A 15,146-nucleotide genomic window follows, 5' to 3' on the forward strand; every position below is an offset into this window, starting at 1 on the left:
CCAGGCGGGGAATAAAGCTACCTCCGATCACCCCCGATCGGGGGCTTCGAACTCCCGGTCGAGCGGCTCGCCGATCGTGTGCGTGTCACTCTCACCCTACCGGATCAACGCGGGCTTCGAGGTCCGGGGGAAGGTTTTTGGAGTCACCGGGAGAAGTTCGGATACGATGGTGCGGGCCTTTATCATGGTGAAGACGGCGGCCGGGAAGTCCGAACAGCTGCTCGACTCGATCCGGGGGATCGACGGGGTCGAGGAGGCGCACATCGTCGCCGGCCAGTACGACATCATCGTCGAGGCGACCGGCGAGGAGGTGTACGACCTCATGCACGGCGTCGCGACCAGGCTCCGCGATCTGGGCGGTGTCGCCGACACGAAGACGTACATCTGTCTCGATTGAGCGGTCCCCGCGCTCGGGTCTCGGCGCCGTTCACTCTTCAGGGCCGTCACGCTCGGGAGCGGTGCCCTCGCTGGCGGCCCGACCGGTCTCGCCCTCGGTGACGGACCGTCGCCGGTCGCGGACTCGCGGTGGGAACGTCGCGTAGGCGTGGTCGAACACGTCGGTGGGGTCGGGCTCGCTCGCTTCGGCGGCCGCCACGGCCTCGTCCACCTCGTCCCTCGCCGCCTCGCGGGCCGCCTCGACGAATCCCTCGTCGACGACGCCCTCCTCGCGCAGGTAATCGGCGTACCGTTCCAGCGGGTCCGCGGTCCGCCAGTCGGGCAGACCCTCGGCGGCGGCGTCGCGGTAGCGGTCGGGGTCGTCGCTGGTGGTGTGGGCGCCCTGGCGGTAGGTCAGACTCTCGACGAGGACGGGGTCGCCCGCGAGCGCCGACGCGCGAGCCTCGCGGACGACCTCGTAGACAGCGAGGGGGTCGTTCCCGTCGACTCGTACCCCGTCGACCCCGTAGGCGCGGGCCTTCCCCGCGATGGTCGCGCTGGCCGTCTGTCGGTCGGTCGGCACGCTGATCGCCCAGCCGTTGTTCTCGCAGAAGAAGACGACCGGCGCCGAGAACACGCCCGCGAAGTTCGTCGCCTCGTGGAAGTCACCCTCGCTCGTGGCGCCGTCGCCGAGGCAGGCGCAGGCGACCCGGTCGTCACCGCGATAGTCGGCCGCCATTCCCGCGCCGACCGCGTGGGGGAGTTGCGTCGCGATCGGCGTCGCCTGCGTGAACGTGACCGGGTCCCGACCGGGCTCCGCGTCCGTATCGACGACGGGTTCGTACTCGGAGTACCCGCGGCGAAAGCGGAGAATATCGGCCGGCGAGCGGCCGCGGGCGAGTTGCATGGCGTTCGAACGATACGTCGGGAAGAGCCAGTCGTCGTCGACCAGGGCGTGAGCGGCGCCGACCTGCGACCCCTCCTGCCCGACGAAGGGCGGGTAGCCGCTCATCCAGCCCCTGCGCTGGAGCGCGACCGCCCGCTCGTCGAAGACGCGAGCGCGGACGATATCTCGGAGGAGCGTGCGCGCCAGCCCCGGGTCGACGTTCGTCTCGCCCAGCGACCGCTCGCCGATGACGCGGTGCATGGTATCCCGATTGGTGCGGCGGTGAGAAAGCGATTGCGTCGAGCCCGACGGCGACTCGGCCCGACTCGACGCCCGCTCGCAGTCGACACCTCAAAGAGCGCGCGGCGCCAACGGCCGGTATGGTCAGTGCCGTCGACGCGGTCGAGCTGGTCTTCCTGATCGTCGTCCACAGCGCGGTCGCCGCCCTGATGACGCGGTTTTTCCGCGTTCGGCTATCGACTCGCTGGGGTGGCTTCCTCTACGCCGGCATCCTCGTACCCTTCGCGTTGCTGGTCTCGACGCTGTTTTTCAGCGGCGTCCTGCCGCTGGGGCCGAATCTGGGGTCGGCCGGTGCCGTCGTGACGCTGATCATCCTCCTGCCGACGGTGGCGGGCATCACCTTCGACTACTTCTGGATGCCCTCGCCCGACGACGTGGACCTGCCCGACCGCTGGGACCGCAACGAACGACCCAGCCGCTACGAGGACCGCTGACCCGCCGCCGCGCGCTTCGCTCCCGCGGACGCCACCGAAACCGCGTTACTCCAGCAGCGTCAGCACCGCCGCTTCCACGTCCGAAAGCACCGCCGCCTGGGGCCGCGTAGCGTCGATCCGGACGAACCGCTCGGGGTCGTCGTCGATCAGCCGCTCGTAGTTCGTCCGCACCGATTCGAGGAAGGCAACCTGTTCCATCTTGTTGGTCGACCCCGCCCGACGGGCGCCGGTCTCGGGATCGACGTCGAGGTAGATCGTCGCGTCCGGGCGGCGAGTGAACGGGGCGTGTACGTCCCGGACGTAGTCCAGGGGGTCGGCATCGAGGTCGGGGTGGGCGTCGAGCGTCGCGCCCTGGTAGGCGTACCGGGAGTCGGAGTAGCGGTCGGAGACGACGAGGCGACCCTCGGCGAGGGCGGGGCGAACCACCCGCGAGAGGTGGTCGGCGTGGTCGGCGGTGTAGAGGAACAACTCGGCCAGCGAGTCGGCGTCGGCGTCGCCGATAGAGCGGGCGACCGCCTCGCCGTACCACGACTCGGTGGGTTCACGAGTGAACACCGCGTCGGCGGGCAGGGCGTCGCTGTCGGCGAGGTGGGCGGCCGCCGAGGACTTGCCGCTACCGTCGAGCCCCTCCAGCGTCACGAGCATACCTGCCCGTCTCGGCCGCCCCACCTAAACGACTCGGTGGCGGGACGGGCGGAGGCGAACGGCGGTGGCCGAGTCTCCGAGACGGGACCGGACGGCCCGAGACGATAGCCTCATCCCGGCCGACACCGACCGAAGGAGTATGACCGACCACTTCGAGGTCCACGAGCGCGACGGGGCGGCCCGTGTCGCCGAGGTGCGCCTCGACTCGCCGGTGACGACGCCCGCGCTGGTCACCGACGCCGACCGCGCCGACGACGCGCCCGAATCGGGGATCGCGGCGCCGGTCCTGGCCGACGCCGGGACCGGCTGGGCGACCGAACCCGACGCGCCAGAGGGGGACGACTCCCGCCTCACCGTCCTGCCCGCCCGCGGGTTCCCGTCGGGGACGCCCGACGAGGTCCAGGAGGCGTTCGCGCCGGAAGTCCCCGACGCCGACTTCCCGAGCGCCGCCGTAATTTCGGCCGACACCGCCGCCGACCTGGGCACCGACGCCTACGTCCTCTCCGGCGCGCCGGGGATCGCCGGCCACGCCGCGAAGTTCGTCGACTCGATCGTCCAGGTTCGCGAGGCGATCCCCTACGACGCCGCGCTGTATCTCCCGGGTGTCGCCACGCCGGCCAACGTCGCGACGCTGGTCTACGCGGGCGTCGACCTCGTCGACGCCGACCGCGCCGTCGTCCGCGGCACGCAGGGCCGCTATCTCACCGTCGACGACCACCAGTTCCTCGAAGACCTCGACGAACTCCCCTGTGCCTGCCCCACCTGCCAGCAGCCCCGCGAAGAGTTCGACCGGCTGGACTGCGCCCGCCACAACGTCAACGCCCTCGAAGCGGCGCTCAAGACCGCCCGCCGCCGGATCCGCGACGGCCGCCTCCGCGATTACGTCGAGGGCCAGGCCCGTCACGAGCAGTGGCTCACCGCCGTCTTCCGCCGCCTCGACCAGCAGTACGGCTATCTGGAAGAGCGCACCCCCATTTTGCGACAGGCCGAGATCACCGCGGCGACCGAGGATACCATCCGACGCGTGGAGATACAGCGCTTCGCCGAGCGGGTCACCGCCCGCTATCGCAACCGCTTCGACAACCCGCTCGTGCTGGTGCCGTGTTCGGCGGGCAAACCCTACAGCGACTCCCAGAGCCACCGGCAGTACCACGACGCCGTCCAGTGGCGCGCCCACAAGGTGTCGATGACCTCCCCCATCGGCGTCGTCCCGCAGGAGCTCGAACTCACCTACCCCGCTCAGCACTACGATTCGGTGGTGACCGGCCGCTGGAGCGAAAACGAGATCGAGTTCGTCGCGAGCGTTCTAGAGCGCTACCTGGAGAACACGGACTACCCGCGGGTCATCGCGCACGTCCCCGATGACTACCGCCCCATCTGCGAGCGCGTCGAGGCCTCGCTGGGGACGGCGTTCACCTACACCGTCGAAGACCACCCCACGACCACCGACTCCCTGGGCAACCTCGCCAGCGAGCTCTCGGACGAGCTGAAGTACGGCAAGCGCGAGCGCCAGCACAACACCATCAGAGCGATCGCCGACTACCAGTTCGGGGCGGGTGCGGGCGACGAGCTGTTCGACGACCTCGCGGTTCGGGGGAGCCACCCCGGCCTGCAGGCCCACGACGGCGACGGCGAGCAACTGGCCGTGGTCGTCCGCCCCTACGGCACGCTGGCGTTCACGCTCGCCGGCGCGCGCCACTGGGTCGACAGCGACGCCCCGACCAAGCGCGTCGAGATCGACGACTTCGTCCCCCACGGGAGCGTCCTCGCGCCCGGTATCGTCGACGCCGACGAGGACGTCCGCGTCGGCGACGAGGTCGTCTTCGAGGGGCCCAGCGCCTTCGCCGTGGGCCGCGCGGAGATGTCCGGTCCCGAGATGGCCCGGTCGACGCGCGGGATCGCCGCCCAGGTCCGTCACGTCGACGAACTGTAGTGAACACCACCGGATCGATCCGAATCCTGAAGAGCGGGGACGGCGAACCTATCGGCCAATGCACGTGAGCATCGTGGGCAGCGGCTACGTCGGGACGACGGTCGCGGCCTGTCTCGCCGATCTGGGTCACGACGTGACGAACGTCGACGTCGACGAGGACACCGTCGCCGCGATCAACGACGGCGAGTCGCCGATCCACGAGCCCGGCCTCGCCGACCTCGTGGCAGAACACGCCGGGGAGACCCTGCGGGCGACCACCGACTACGACGCCGTCCGCGAGACGGACGTGACCTTCCTCGCGCTGCCGACCCCCTCCGAGGACGACGGCGCCATCGACCTAGCCTACATGGAGGCCGGCGCCGCCTCGCTGGGCGAAGCGCTAGCCGACAAAGACGGCGACCACCTCGTCGTCGTCAAGAGCACCGTCGTCCCCGGGTCGACCGAGGAGGTCGTCGCACCCGCGATCGAGGAGACCTCGGGCAAGACCGCCGGCGAAGGGTTCCACGTCGCGATGAACCCCGAATTCCTCCGCATGGGCACCGCCGTCGCGGACTTCCTCGACCCCCAGAAGATCGTCTTCGGCGCCCGCGAATCGGCGGCCTACGACACGCTGGGCGAGGTGTTCGAACCGCTGGTCGCGGAGAGCGACGCCACCGTCGTCGAGACCGGGATCCGCGAGGCCGAGATGATCAAGTACGCCAACAACGGCTTTCTCGCCTCGAAGGTTTCGCTCATCAACGACATCGGGAACGTCTGCAAGGAGTTCGACGTCGACGCCTACGAAGTCGCCGACGCCATCGCCTTAGACGACCGTATCGGTGGGAAATTCCTCCGGTCAGGGATCGGGTACGGCGGCAGCTGCTTTCCGAAAGACGTGAATGCGATTATAGCAGCCGCACACGACGCCGGCTACGAGCCGCCGATGCTCGAAGCCGCGGTCGAAGTGAACGCTCTCCAGCCCGAACGTCTCCTCTCGCTGCTAGACGAGCGGGCAGACGTGGCCGGTGAGCGCGTCGCCGTCCTCGGGCTTTCGTTCAAGCCCGGGACGGACGACGTTCGGAAGACGCGGGCGGTGCCGGTCATCGAAGGACTGCAGGAACGCGGTGCGGAGGTGGTCGCCTACGACCCCGTGGCGACCGAGCGCTTCGACGAACACTACCCCGAGATCGAGATCGACTACGCCGACAGCGCGGCCGGAGCGCTGGAAGGGGCCCGCGCGGCGGTCGCAGTCACCGACTGGGACGAGTTCGCCGCACTCGATTCGGCGTTCGACGCGATGGCGACGCCACTGGTCCTCGACGGTCGACACGTTATCGAGCGCCGCGAAGGGATCGACTACGTCGGCCTGACGTGGTAGTCGGCCCGAACGGAATACCCGGATCGACCCGGTCTCCCGTTCACGCCCCGTAGCGTTCGCCCCCGCCTCTACCGCTTCCGTATCCCGCTGTCCGACCGATCACTATCAGATAACAGTAGTGTCTACCGGATTAAACATCAAATCGCAGATAATATATGAATAAAATACGTTTTTCGAAACTACCGGAAAATTTGTCGTTCGATACCGGTCGTTCTGACGAGCGGAAGGTCACTCGAGTGTCGACGAGAGAGGCGTTCCGGGAGCAGTCGTATCCGGTCCCGTCCGTCTCCGGAGAAGTACAGGATACGCAGCCTCGGGAGAGAGTCGCCGAGATCTCCGACCAGTCTAGAAAATCTATCGAAACCGTCGAAAACGGGCAATCGCGGCACTTTTAGAACGGGGAGCGGCCGTAACCAGCGACTTCGGGTCGATCGGCGAGCGGGTACCGACGGGAGGTCCCAGTTGAAACTGGCCGTCGAGCCATCGGATCTCGACTTTACGCTGGCTTTCCGTCGAACCGCGGATCGTGCTGCCACCCATTGTCGGGCTGTCGCGCTACTAGTAAAATAAGAATATATTTAATAAATATTGTATATTTCGTATCGACGAGGGAACAGCGCGAGAACAGTTTAGAAGTGGCAGATCTAGTGAATACCGCTGTCGGATTCGTCCGTCCAAACGAAATCCCGACGACACGTTTCCACGCGAAGGCACTGCCCGGAACGAAGCGAGTGACGACGCCGTGAGCGGGTGAAGCGACCCGGCCACACTCGGCGTCGGAACGGGAATCCCACAGAGGGAGACCATGTTCGGGTTCGGGCTGGGTGTGTGGTTGGATGGCGGACGGACTCCCCCTGTGGCCTCGGGCCACCGACGGGGCGCGGATCGTCCCCGGCGAGAAACTAGCTGACTCGCCGACTGTTCGGTGGCACCCGACGATATAGTCACCAGTCATATAAATATTTCTTAGATAACAATATGTAGATCGATTATGACTCGTCTCCTAGCAATTTCGTGAACCGAGGAAGCCGGAAGTTCCGTTCTGTTCCGTTCAGTTTCGTTCGACCGACTGTTCACTCGTACGGATAGGTGTTCGGTTGGAGCGCGGAGGACGCTCTCACACACGTGAACACCTGTGGTCGTTGCCTGACCAGTTCCCCTCGTCGTTACCACAGTTGAATTCGACGCTCCGGGATCGGGGCTCACCCGTACCGATATCCTCTTCGAACGAGGAACTAGTAGTTCCCCACGCCGACTCGAACTGTGCGCCACATCCAGTCGTTCGGTCAGTTTACCCTCCGTTCGAAACCCGTCTCTGCTCGCACTGCACCGGCATCGACGGTTTCTGGACGGGTCGCGGTTTGGCTGTCCCACATCGTGGCTCACGTTTCGTCCGCCCCCCGAGACCACGTTTCGTAGCAGTCCGAGATCGGGCCACGATCACCCGACGATCGATTCCCTACCGAAGGATCGCACCGGGCGATATCAACATCGATTCTACCCCCACGAAACCCAAATACGCTTACATAAATATCCGAATTCGATTATAATGGGCCCCCTATTTCGGTTTTCGAAGTAACCCCTTCGTGTCCGGAATGTAAGCTCGTCTAACAGCTACTGGAACGGCGCTCGCTCGCTATTGCTGGCCTCTCACGGAAATTGTTGTATTGACCGTGAACGCTTGGAACGAAGCGACGTGGTGCGTAGCCCGCGAAATAGATTACAGGACTATATATGTAATCCCAGTGCGTTCGGTGCGCCGATCGACGGTCGGTTGAGTACGATAGGCCACGCACCGCTGTACCCGAGGCATCGGAGTACCGGAGCGAATAGCGTACCGTCGTCGCACGGCAGGTTCCTCGTGGTGCCCGAGTCCATCGATCGGTTCGGTGAGTGCACCGAATCGTACTCTGTTTCGGTATTCTCGCTGGCCTCGTCGCCTTCTGGAACGGTTCGACCAGTCTCGGCGACCAAGGTGCGGTCCGAGGCGACGACTTCAGCGCCACTGAGACCTGCCGTCGAGTTGATCCAGCCCCGACGGTCGCGTCTGTGTCGACTCTCGTTGGGAGTTGCGCGAGCGAGCACCTTCACCCGGGTCGCGGTGGAGACCGACCTCTCGTGTCGTTCGTTTCCGTAGATTTTCGAGGAGCATGCGGTGTCTAATCGGCGGCGCAGCGTGTTCGAATCCGTTCGAACGCAGTTTCTGCGCTGTGTGGTGCCTGGCGTGCTCGAAGAGATCCACCGTCGGATCGTCCAGCGGTTCGTGGAGGCCGAGGCAACCGGGCCGAAAGGATTCGAGACGTGCCTGTGCGACTGTCGTGGTGTCGCTGTCCCGACCGAGCTGTACCAGCGGGGCCGTGCCGATCCCACGGTGGCGGTAGAATCCGGGACCACGAGGGCACGGTCACCGGCCATGGTGACGTACGCGCCGCCGAAACACTGCAGACGCTACCCTTCAAGGGATAGTCGGGTGTAGATCCGGTTGCGATCGATAATATCGGAAATAAATCACTTCTGGACCAACTACAGATACTGATAAGGAGCCGATCCGACCGTGGGACCACGGACTCGAAGAGGGAGCAGTCACGCGTAGCTTCAGTTCGGACTCTGGGAGGAGATATCGAACAGGCCCGTATCGACCGAGTAGCGAGCGCTTGGACGGAGGGGCGAGAGCGTCACAGAATCCGACGGAGGAGCGCCAGTTCGTCTTCCTTCGAGAGGTACTCCGCATCTAGACAGGCGTGGATGATCTTGTGGGCGAGGTCGGGGTCCCACTCCGTGGTGTCGTTCCGGACCGGTCGGTCGCCGATCCGCTCCTCCAACGAACTGATCCGGGACTCGAGGTCGTGGATCTGGTCGTCTCGGTCGGGACGGTTCCGGATCCGTGGGCCGTCGTCGCCCGGTTCCTCGTCGAACAACTGCTTCACGAACGCTCGCCGATTCGTCCAGTCGAACCCATCGATCTCGTTGACTCGTTTCGAGACCGTGGCTCTCGTCACGTCGAGGGTTGTCGCGATCTCCTCCTGAGTCGCCGTCGGCTCCCGGTGAACTACGCGGAGCGTCTCCCACTGTTTGTCCGTGAGTGCCGCGGGATCGGTCACCTGAGCCCCGTGATCCGACCCCGAATCGTCTGAATCCGCTTCGGTGAGCCGGTCGGCCGCCACTCGGTCGGTCCCCGGAGTATCGTCACGGCTGTCGGTTCTCGCTCCGGTGTCTGACTCGGGGGACACCACGCTGTCCGGTGCGTCTATATCTGTCGAACTCCCCGGCTGTCGTTCGGTTCTCGTTTCGTTCGTGAGATCCGGGACTTTGAGTTCAGTCTCTTGGTCGGGACTGTCGTCCATCGTGGATTGGTCGGTGTCGACGTCTGTATCACGGTCGCTCTCACCGTGACCGTCCGCTCGCTTGGTTCGAGGTCTGTCCTTCGCTGGGTCGCCGTACTCCTCCAGGACCCGTTCGACGAACAGCTCCGACGCTCCGTCTACGTGGTCCGCGATCCCCGTGAGTGACGCGTTCGGATTCGACTGCGCGACGTCGAGGATCTTTTTGTGAATCATCGCTCTCGGCCGCGATCCAGCACTGATAGCATGTTCGGCGGTAGTCGTTTCAGATTTACCCATCCGGATCCTCCCGTAACAAAACGATATGCAAATATAACAATAAGTCTTTCGCCCTATATTAAAGCTAACGCGCACGCGGTTGGAAACGAACGAGCGAACGAACGCTCTCACGACAGACCGATCGTCGGTCGGCCCCCCGCGGCTATAGGGTTCGATTCGGACCCGCCCGGAGGTAAAGATAAGTGAGTCGGAGACGACCCCGGGACATGGACGTGATCGATCTGGTCGAGGCCTTCGCGACCAGACTACGGCCGATCACCAGCGGTCGGCCGGGGATGGACCCAGTCGGTGAGACGGCGGCGGTCGACAGTGTCTCGCGCGAGCGCGAAACCGACGACCGGATCGACGACGTCTACGTTCCTGTCGGCGAGGAGTTCGCGGAAGACGTTCCAACACATCTTACGAACTCGCCGTTCGGTAGACCGACGCTCCCGGTCGGCGCCCCCGGAGCCAAAGACGGGACCCACGGCGTCGTCGCTTCGCTCGGAGGGGTGGTCGAGCGCGAGGGCTCCGGGGACGATACGATAGTGATCGTGGACGACGACCTGGTCAGGTTCTCCCTCTCGGACTCCCTCGGTGCGTTCGCCGGCTCGGATCTCGTGGAGAACGTTCGCGTCGTGTGCGGTGCGGCGGGAGTCGAACCGACGCTCGAAGACGCGGACGTGTTCCACGTGGTGACGCTCACCGATCGTGTGACCCGGTCTTCGATCGTCGACACCGGAACAGAGTTGGTGGGTTTGAGGGAGTCAGGGGAACAGACCGGAGCGATCGCCTCGCTAGAATCGCTCTCGTAGAGATGATCGGACGTCCCCCGAACGTCTTCGCCGGAAGTCGTTCGACGACTCCCTCCCGCTCGCTGAGTGGGTCCGCGTAGATGGAGCCGTTCGTCCACCTCGCGCTCGGGTATCTCGTCTACTCCCTCACCAGTCGATTGTGGACCGGTCGGCCACCGTCCGGTGACTCGGTGCTCGTGCTCGCGCTCGCCACACAGTTCCCGGACGCGGTCGACAAACCGCTCAACTGGTGGTTCGGTATCCTCGACGGGCGAGGGATCGGCCATTCGATACTGACGATGGCGCCGCTGTGCATCGCGCTGTACGTCCTCGCCCGACGGTCCGACCGCGGACGGTGGAGTGGCGCGTTCGCGGTCGGGGTCGGAACGCACCTCTGCTACGACGCGCGAGGCGCGCTAGGCCCCGAAGCGATCGGCGAATCGGCACCGTACCTGCTCTGGCCGCTCGTCCCCGCTCCCACGTACCCGAAAGACAGTCTCACCGATCATCTCGATCAGGCGGTCTTCGTCGCTCGTTCGTTTGCTCGGGAGCTGCCAGCAGCTCTCTTTTCCGAGGGAGTCCTACGAATCCTCGGGGTGGTGTGTCTTACCCTCTCACTCTGGGTCTACGACGGGCGCCCGGGACTCGAAACGGCTCGTTCGACGCTCCGGGAGTGGGCTCGCAAGCTACGACGGAGTGCCTGATCGGTGTCGGGCTCCGCCTCCCGACTCGCGTGGGGTCTCACTTTCGCTCCTCGAGGGATTCCACGAGCTGCAACGACTCCCGGATGTGCCGGTGCTTTTCAGCCTCGTCCTGGGTTCGCAGTGCTTCGTAGAGGTGTTCCGTGATAGATTCGGTCGTTCGGCTCTCGTCGTTCTCCATCGTTGGTTCGGTGTTGGTCATCCGGTCGCCTCGGTGGCGCCGAGCATGCTCAAGAAGAACGAGCAAAAGACCGTCTGCACACCGATCACCGTAACCGTCGATGCCAGGAGGTTCACCGACGCTGAGGGGAGGGCAGTGTAGCCCTCGATCGTCCACGCCACGACCGCGTAGCCCAGGATAGTCGCGCCGACACCGAACGTGGCGAGGCCGACAGACGCACCGTGTTCCAGACTGAACTGGGTCCGGACGAAGTCGGTAACCGGGTCCGCCGGTTCACGGATCGGGTCCGTCGCAACCGAGCTGAACATCGCGAGGCTGCCGATCTGATACGCAACGACCGTGATCAGGCTCCCAGCGATCATCGTCTGGAGACCGAACGTCACCGACCCCAGTTGCGTCCCGAACAGCGAAAGCGCCATGACCGAGATCCCGAGCAACCCGAACAGGACAGCCGGGGCCGAAAACAGGTATCCCGGCGCGTTCACGAGCATGAACTTCACGTGTCGCCACCCGTCGCGGAAGCTGTCGAGGGTCGCTTCACCTTCACGCTCGTGATACGTGATCGGTCGCTCTTCGATCGTCATGTCCTTGGCCGCCGCGTCCATTATCATCTCGCTGGCGAACTCCATCCCGGTCGTCTCGAGGTCGAGCCGGTCGAGCGCGTCCCGGTCGAGAACGCGGAGTCCGCTGTGGGCGTCGCTGACTCCGGCGTCGTAGAACGTGTTCAGGAACCGCGTCAGCAGTGGATTCCCGACGTACTGGTGGAGTGGTGGCATCGCACCCTGTTTGATCTCGCCCTCGAGGCGGCTCCCCATGGCGATGTCGACGTCGTCGCGGTTGGCCAGTTTCACCAGCTTCGGCAGTTCCTCGAAGTCGTAGGTCGTGTCCGCGTCACCGATCGCGACGTACTCGCCGCGGGCGCGCTCGAAGGCGTATTTGTAGGCGTTGCCGTATCCACCCTCCTCGGGCTCGACGACGATCGCGCCCAGGTCGCGAGCGATCTCCGGCGTCCGGTCGGTCGAGCTGTCGCTGACGAGGATCTCGGTGACGACACCGAGTTCTGCGACCGCCGATTTCACGCGACCCATGCATTCGGAGATCCCCTCCTCTTCGTTGAGTGTGGGCATGACGACCGTCAGGCTCGGTTCCCGCTCGCTGTCTGCCTGGACCAGCAGAGAGTCGGCGTGCGACCCCGACGCGGCGTTCGCACCATCTTCGAGTGGTCGTTCGTCGACTGCCCCCTCCGTCACGTCGCTGCTCGGGTCCGTGTCCGCCGACATGTCACTTCGCCTGCTCGCCGCCGTCAGCTGCGATTCGGGCGTCTGCGGACCCGTCGCACTGGACCGGACTTTCCCCACATTCGACGCACACGTAGGTGCTCTCGACGGTCTCGACGACCGGGGCGTTGCAGTTGATACACTTGATACTTGCCGTCCGTGCCGCTCGTGGATATCGACTCACCCGTTTTCACCTTCGTCAATGAATTGATTGGATGACGATCATATAATAGTTTACTCCGTTCTGATAATTGATCCTAATACGTTACGTAGCCCTCGGTAGCGGACGGTCGTTTCCGGCTTCGATCCGGCCGTGACCCCGCCTCTCGATCGCTAACGGACCGACAGTTTCCACATCGAACTATCTGTGAACCAGACCACACGTGTGAAATACAGGGAACGGACGAAACACGCCGACCGTTCGCGCGCGGCGGACGGTGTGTCGGTGCACCGTCGGCTTCGTCGCGCCGCTCGGTTTCAGACGGGATCCGAGCGCGATAGCGGCTGTGGGCTTCACGTGAACGGCTGTTTTTAATACGTCCGAGCTGGGAATTTCGGATATGCAAGGGAAACGGGCGTTAGTCACGGGCGGTGCGGGATTCATCGGGTCGAACCTGGCGAACGCCCTCGCCGAGGACAACGAGGTACTCGCGCTGGACGACTGTTATCTGGGGACGCCCGACAACCTCGACGAATCGGTCGAATTCCTCGAGGGGTCGGTCCTGGACGACGATCTGCCGACGGACGTCGACGTCGTGTTCCACATCGCGGCGCTGTCGTCCTACGCGATGCACGAGGACGACCCCACGCGGGGGGCGCGTGTCAACGTCGAAGGCTTCGTCAACACGGTCGACCAGGCCCGCCAGGATGGCTGTGACACGGTTGTCTACGCCTCGACGTCCTCTATCTACGGCGACCGCACGGATCCCTCTCCCGAGGACATGCCGGTCACGGTCAACACGGGCTACGAGGCGTCGAAACTCGCCCGCGAGAAGTACGCCGAGTACTTCGCCAACCACTACGAGCTGTCGATGGCCGGCATGCGCTTCTTCTCGGTCTATCAGGGCATGGAGGACGGCGCCGAGGAACACAAGGGCGAGTACGCCAACCTGATCGCGCAGTTCGCCGACGACGTCGCCAACGGCCGCAACCCCGAGATCTGGGGTGACGGGTCCCAGACGCGGGATTTCACCCACGTCGACGACATCGTCCGCGGCCTCGAACTCGCCGCCGACCACGAACTGTCCGGCGTGTACAACCTCGGCACGGGCGAGCAGTACAGCTTCGACCACCTCGTCTCTACCCTCAACGACGAGCTGGGCACCGACGTCGAGCCGGTTTACGAGGACAACCCCATCCCCGATGACGTGTACGTTCACGATACCATGGCCGACGCCACGAAGATGCGCGAAGCTACCGGCTGGGAACCCGAGATATCCTTCGAGGAAGGCGTCCGGCGCGTCTGCAGCCAGTACGACTGAACCGCGGCGTCGTCGCTCGCTTCGCGGTCCCGGCGGCGTGGTCGTCGTTCCTCGGGACACTCCGCGATCGTACGGTTTTCGCCCGTTTACCACCCCGATCGAGAGCCTGCGTGACTTCTCCCACGACTAAACTCCGGGTTTCCCTCACCGAGGGTGAGCTATCGTTCCCTCACGTCGATCCAGAGGCGGGCGTCCCGATAGGCGTTGTCCACCGTCGGATCAGCGGGGGCGTTCCACTTGTACACCAGATACGTGAGGCGAAGTCGATCCCCTATCATCGACGGCTGGACTGGGTGTCGGCGATGCCACGTCTCGTCGGCCGTCAGGCGGGGTTCGAACCGGTGTAACCGCTCGGATTCGACGACGGTCGTCGAGTTGTTCCGAAGCTCGACGCGGTCGAGACGAACGACGACGGTGTATGGCGTCGATACGTGCTCGTTGTTCTGTATCCCGACGACGAGCGACCGCGTCTCGTCGGCAGTGAACTCCTGCGGGTAGTTCTCCGCGACCAGGTCGCCGGATTCGTTCGCTGCGAGGAGATAGAACTCGCTGGACGGGACTCCTTGCTTCGGATCGAGTGCCACGAAGCCGACGCTCCCGACGGCCAGCAGGATGGAGACCGCGACGACGGCCGTCAGGGCGGTGTCCCAACTGGTCTCCGTCCGGAACAGGTTCGACCGAGCCGCCGAAAGCCACTGCCGATACGGCACGGAATATCGCACCTCCGAGGGCAGGGCCCGTCGACGGCGTACGGCTACGGCGACGAGCACGAGAACGAGACCGGCAAGCGAAGTGACGACGGCATCCGGGGCGAGCCCGACCGGAGACAGATCGAGAACCAAGCCGACGATGGGAGTCACCGCGATCGACGTTCCGAACGATAGTGCGACCCGTTCGTAGAGTCCCAGACCGTCGCTGACGGTCCGACCGTTGCGGCTCTGCCCCGTCTCGTGGTGTCCATGTGGAAACAGTACTGCGACGAGCGCCCAGCCGGGGACGAACAGCGCGAACGGGATCGCGACCGCTGCACGAAGTAGCGTCTCGTTCACCACCGGCAGGACGATCGTGGCGACGACGACCGACGTGAGACAGACGACCCCCGCGAGGTCGGCTGGGAGACCGTGCAGACGTCTCCCTGCGGCTTTCGCTTCCCGCAGATCAGTTCCCATGGGCGAGTGTGTCG

General features: G+C 64.9%; 13 protein-coding genes. 7 read left to right on the forward strand and 6 right to left on the reverse strand.

All coding sequences use genetic code 11. From position 1 onward, the window contains the following. The first annotated feature begins 166 nt into the window (after nt 1-166). Complete coding sequence (locus tag I7X12_RS06850; protein WP_198063099.1) at nt 167-397, forward strand: Lrp/AsnC family transcriptional regulator; 231 nt, start codon at nt 167-169, stop codon at nt 395-397. A 30-nt stretch (nt 398-427) separates the two neighbouring features. Here I7X12_RS06850 and I7X12_RS06855 read toward each other — a convergent pair whose 3' ends face one another. Beyond that, nucleotides 428-1,522 carry a thiamine pyrophosphate-dependent enzyme gene (locus I7X12_RS06855; RefSeq protein ID WP_198063100.1) on the reverse strand — a complete coding sequence of 365 codons (1,095 nt, stop codon included), beginning with the start codon at nt 1,520-1,522 and terminating at the stop codon, nt 428-430. A gap of 119 nt (nt 1,523-1,641) precedes the next feature. Between I7X12_RS06855 and I7X12_RS06860 the strand changes: the two genes are divergently transcribed. Further along, a complete protein-coding gene (locus I7X12_RS06860) occupies nt 1,642-1,995 on the forward strand; it encodes a hypothetical protein (RefSeq protein WP_198063101.1) in 354 nt (117 codons plus the stop codon). A 45-nt stretch (nt 1,996-2,040) separates the two neighbouring features. Here the strand turns inward: I7X12_RS06860 and tmk are convergent, their stop codons facing one another. Continuing rightward, nucleotides 2,041-2,640, reverse strand: coding sequence for a dTMP kinase (gene tmk, locus I7X12_RS06865; protein WP_198063102.1), 600 nt, complete (start codon nt 2,638-2,640; stop codon nt 2,041-2,043). Nucleotides 2,641-2,779: 139 nt separating this feature from the next. On the opposite strand from tmk, the gene arcS reads away from it, so the two are divergent. Together arcS and aglM are read left to right on the forward strand one after the other, a co-directional pair. Next, complete coding sequence (gene arcS, locus I7X12_RS06870; RefSeq protein ID WP_198063103.1) at nt 2,780-4,573, forward strand: archaeosine synthase subunit alpha; 1,794 nt, start codon at nt 2,780-2,782, stop codon at nt 4,571-4,573. 58 nt (nt 4,574-4,631) lie between these two features. After that, the gene (aglM, locus tag I7X12_RS06875) at nt 4,632-5,930 is read left to right on the forward strand and encodes a UDP-glucose 6-dehydrogenase AglM (protein WP_198063104.1); all 1,299 of its coding nucleotides are present in this window, start codon (nt 4,632-4,634) and stop codon (nt 5,928-5,930) included. Nucleotides 5,931-8,605: 2,675 nt separating this feature from the next. Here aglM and I7X12_RS06880 read toward each other — a convergent pair. Further along, a complete protein-coding gene (locus tag I7X12_RS06880) occupies nt 8,606-9,487 on the reverse strand; it encodes a MarR family transcriptional regulator (protein ID WP_198063105.1) in 882 nt (293 codons plus the stop codon). Nucleotides 9,488-9,756: 269 nt separating this feature from the next. Between I7X12_RS06880 and I7X12_RS06885 the strand changes: the two genes are divergently transcribed. Then, entirely contained in the window at nt 9,757-10,344 is a 588-nt protein-coding gene (locus tag I7X12_RS06885; protein WP_198063106.1) for a hypothetical protein, read from the forward strand. A gap of 80 nt (nt 10,345-10,424) precedes the next feature. After that, entirely contained in the window at nt 10,425-11,027 is a 603-nt protein-coding gene (locus tag I7X12_RS06890) for a metal-dependent hydrolase (protein WP_198063107.1), read from the forward strand. A 37-nt stretch (nt 11,028-11,064) separates the two neighbouring features. Here the strand turns inward: I7X12_RS06890 and I7X12_RS06895 are convergent, their stop codons facing one another. Together I7X12_RS06895 and I7X12_RS06900 are read right to left on the reverse strand one after the other, a co-directional pair. After that, nucleotides 11,065-11,226: a hypothetical protein gene (locus tag I7X12_RS06895; protein WP_198063108.1), complete on the reverse strand. Its 162-nt coding sequence runs from the start codon at nt 11,224-11,226 to the stop codon at nt 11,065-11,067. After that, nucleotides 11,223-12,485: a glycosyltransferase family 2 protein gene (locus tag I7X12_RS06900; RefSeq protein WP_198063109.1), complete on the reverse strand. Its 1,263-nt coding sequence runs from the start codon at nt 12,483-12,485 to the stop codon at nt 11,223-11,225. The genes I7X12_RS06895 and I7X12_RS06900 overlap by 4 nt, the downstream gene beginning before the upstream one ends. Before the next feature lie 557 nt (nt 12,486-13,042). Between I7X12_RS06900 and I7X12_RS06905 the strand changes: the two genes are divergently transcribed. Continuing rightward, the gene (locus I7X12_RS06905) at nt 13,043-13,963 is read left to right on the forward strand and encodes an NAD-dependent epimerase/dehydratase family protein (protein ID WP_198063110.1); all 921 of its coding nucleotides are present in this window, start codon (nt 13,043-13,045) and stop codon (nt 13,961-13,963) included. 158 nt (nt 13,964-14,121) lie between these two features. Here the strand turns inward: I7X12_RS06905 and I7X12_RS06910 are convergent, their stop codons facing one another. After that, on the reverse strand, nt 14,122-15,132 hold the full coding sequence (locus tag I7X12_RS06910) for a DUF1616 domain-containing protein (protein WP_198063111.1): 1,011 nt from the start codon (nt 15,130-15,132) through the stop codon (nt 14,122-14,124). Between the last annotated feature and the right edge of the window lie 14 nt (nt 15,133-15,146).

The organism is Halosimplex litoreum (assembly GCF_016065055.1).
In the GTDB taxonomy this organism is placed as follows: Archaea; Halobacteriota; Halobacteria; order Halobacteriales; family Haloarculaceae; genus Halosimplex; species Halosimplex litoreum.

Bases quoted from the DNA above. Each gene is read 5' to 3' on its own strand.
- I7X12_RS06850 (WP_198063099.1), top strand. From the start codon at position 167: ATGGTGCGGGCCTTTATCATGGTGAAGACGGCGGCCGGGAAGTCCGAA.
- I7X12_RS06855 (WP_198063100.1), bottom strand. From the start codon at position 1,522: ATGCACCGCGTCATCGGCGAGCGGTCGCTGGGCGAGACGAACGTCGAC.
- I7X12_RS06860 (WP_198063101.1), top strand. From the start codon at position 1,642: ATGGTCAGTGCCGTCGACGCGGTCGAGCTGGTCTTCCTGATCGTCGTC.
- tmk (WP_198063102.1), bottom strand. From the start codon at position 2,640: ATGCTCGTGACGCTGGAGGGGCTCGACGGTAGCGGCAAGTCCTCGGCG.
- arcS (WP_198063103.1), top strand. From the start codon at position 2,780: ATGACCGACCACTTCGAGGTCCACGAGCGCGACGGGGCGGCCCGTGTC.
- aglM (WP_198063104.1), top strand. From the start codon at position 4,632: ATGCACGTGAGCATCGTGGGCAGCGGCTACGTCGGGACGACGGTCGCG.
- I7X12_RS06880 (WP_198063105.1), bottom strand. From the start codon at position 9,487: ATGATTCACAAAAAGATCCTCGACGTCGCGCAGTCGAATCCGAACGCG.
- I7X12_RS06885 (WP_198063106.1), top strand. From the start codon at position 9,757: ATGGACGTGATCGATCTGGTCGAGGCCTTCGCGACCAGACTACGGCCG.
- I7X12_RS06890 (WP_198063107.1), top strand. From the start codon at position 10,425: ATGGAGCCGTTCGTCCACCTCGCGCTCGGGTATCTCGTCTACTCCCTC.
- I7X12_RS06895 (WP_198063108.1), bottom strand. From the start codon at position 11,226: ATGACCAACACCGAACCAACGATGGAGAACGACGAGAGCCGAACGACC.
- I7X12_RS06900 (WP_198063109.1), bottom strand. From the start codon at position 12,485: ATGTCGGCGGACACGGACCCGAGCAGCGACGTGACGGAGGGGGCAGTC.
- I7X12_RS06905 (WP_198063110.1), top strand. From the start codon at position 13,043: ATGCAAGGGAAACGGGCGTTAGTCACGGGCGGTGCGGGATTCATCGGG.
- I7X12_RS06910 (WP_198063111.1), bottom strand. From the start codon at position 15,132: ATGGGAACTGATCTGCGGGAAGCGAAAGCCGCAGGGAGACGTCTGCAC.